Below are 2,061 nucleotides of genomic sequence, written 5' to 3'. Positions count from 1 at the left end.
GCCTGCTCCAGTACCCGCAGCCCTTCAGGCAAGACTTCCTTGCCGATACCATCGCCGGCAATCGCGGCGATTCTGAATGTTTTACTCATCAATCGTGGCTCCTCAATGTCCTGTTCAAACGGTGACCGGATCACAGCCCACCGATGTGGAAGGCTTTGATTTCCAGGTATTCATCCAGGCCGTACTTACTGCCTTCACGACCCAGACCCGATTGTTTGATACCGCCGAATGGGGCGACTTCCATGGAGATGAGCCCGGTGTTTAGACCGATCATGCCAAACTCCAGCGCCTCGCCGAACCGCCATGAACGGCGCAAGTCCTGGGTGAAGAAATAAGCGCCCAAACCATAAGGCGTGGCATTGGCCAGGGCCAGCGCTTCTTCTTCACTGGTAAAGCGCATCAGCGGTGCGACCGGGCCGAAGGTTTCTTCGTTGGCCAGCAGCATCCCGGCATGGGCCTCACCGAGCACCGTCGGCTGGACGAACTGGCTGTCGCCCTCGGGGACGCCGCCACAGAGCAGACGGGCTCCCTGACTCAAAGCGTCGTCGATATGTCGAGCGACCTTGCTCACCGCCGCTGCATTGATCAGTGGGCCGATGGTGGAATCTGCGTCCAGGCCATTGCCGACCTTGAGTTTGCCCACCTCCTCCACCAAGCGCTGGGCGAAGCGCTCATAAATACCCTCCTGCACCAGGATCCGGTTGGCGCAAACGCAGGTCTGGCCAGCGTTGCGGAACTTGCTGAGCATGATGCCGGCCACTGCCTGTTCCAGATCAGCGTCGTCGAACACAATGAATGGCGCGTTACCGCCCAGTTCCAGGCTCAGGCGCTTGATGTGTTCGGCGCTCTGACGCATCAGCAGCCGACCGACAGCGGTGGAACCGGTAAAGGAGATTTTGCGCACCGTCGGGTTGCCGGTCAGTTCTTCACCGATGCCGACGGGCATACCGGTCACTACGTTGAACACCCCGGCCGGAATGCCGACGCGCTCGGCAAGCACCGCCAGAGCCAGGGCGGACAGCGGAGTCAGATCCGAGGGTTTGACGATGACCGGGCACCCGGCGGCCAGGGCCGGCGCGCATTTGCGGGTGATCATCGCGTTGGGGAAGTTCCATGGGGTGATCGCGGCGCAGACGCCAACCGGCTGTTTAAGCGTGAGCAAGCGGCGGTCGCCGCCGGGTGCCGGGATGGTTTCGCCGTAAACCCGGCGGGCTTCTTCGGCGAACCATTTGACGAAACTGGCGCCATAGCGGATCTCGCCCTTGGCTTCGTTGAGTGGCTTGCCTTGCTCGCAGGTCATGATCAACGCAAGATCGTCCAGGTTGTCGATCATCGCCTGATACCAGCGCTCCAGCAGCGCCGCCCGTTCTGCCGCCGGGCGTGCGCGCCAGGCCGGCCAGGCGCGTTCGGCAGCTTCGATGGCGCGTCGGGTTTCGCTGCCGTGCATCGCGGGTACGCGGGCGAGCAACTGGCCGCTGGCCGGGTCGATAACGTCCAGGGTGGCGGCGTTGTCGGCGCTGATCCACTGACCGTCGATGTAAGCGAGTTCTACCAGCAGGCTGGGGTCTTTCAGGCGATTGTTGAGCATGGTCGAGTCCTGTTCCGAGACAGCCTTCAGTCTATTGTGTCGCCACAGACGAGGATGCTGAAAGCGCCGCCCCGACAGCCTTCGAACGCTGAAAATCGGCATTCGACGGCAGGCTCTACTGTTGGTGGGGTGATGGATACTGTCGCGGTCAGACGATGTAGTGCTTGACGATGCCGTTCAGTTCGCAGGCCAAGATCAACAGCTTCGCGAGCAGGCTCCCACAGTTGGACTGGGTACATCCGGAGAAGATTGATCGGCTGACAGGCCGCCATCGCAGCGATGCGGCGACCCGACAAGCCAACCCCACAAAAAATCAGAACACATCCGCTCTGCTTTTCACCACCCAACAGGCCGAGCGTTAGCTCGCCTGCAGCTTTTGATCTTGATGCACCGCCCCCTCGAGAGGCCGAGTGGAGGTTCTGCGCAGTGGGCAACCCGGCATGGATGCCGGGTTAGCCGCGCACGGCCATGGA

2 protein-coding genes are annotated in these 2,061 nt (G+C 61.7%); one reads left to right on the top strand and one right to left on the bottom strand.

The window, feature by feature from the left end:
* Window positions 1-130: 130 nt before the first annotated feature.
* The gene (locus ACXRVY_RS25935; RefSeq protein WP_457266028.1) at window positions 131-1,588 is read right to left on the bottom strand and encodes an NAD-dependent succinate-semialdehyde dehydrogenase; all 1,458 of its coding nucleotides are present in this window, start codon (window positions 1,586-1,588) and stop codon (window positions 131-133) included.
* 164 nt (window positions 1,589-1,752) lie between these two features.
* Here ACXRVY_RS25935 and ACXRVY_RS25930 point away from each other — a divergent pair, with 164 nt between their 5' ends.
* Window positions 1,753-1,950, top strand: a complete 198-nt coding sequence (locus tag ACXRVY_RS25930; protein WP_458238615.1) for a hypothetical protein — start codon at window positions 1,753-1,755, stop codon at window positions 1,948-1,950.
* Window positions 1,951-2,061 lie beyond the last annotated feature (111 nt).

Source organism: Pseudomonas sp. P5_A2_2 (assembly GCF_054177685.1).
This window is presented reverse-complemented; position numbering and strand designations above follow the sequence as displayed.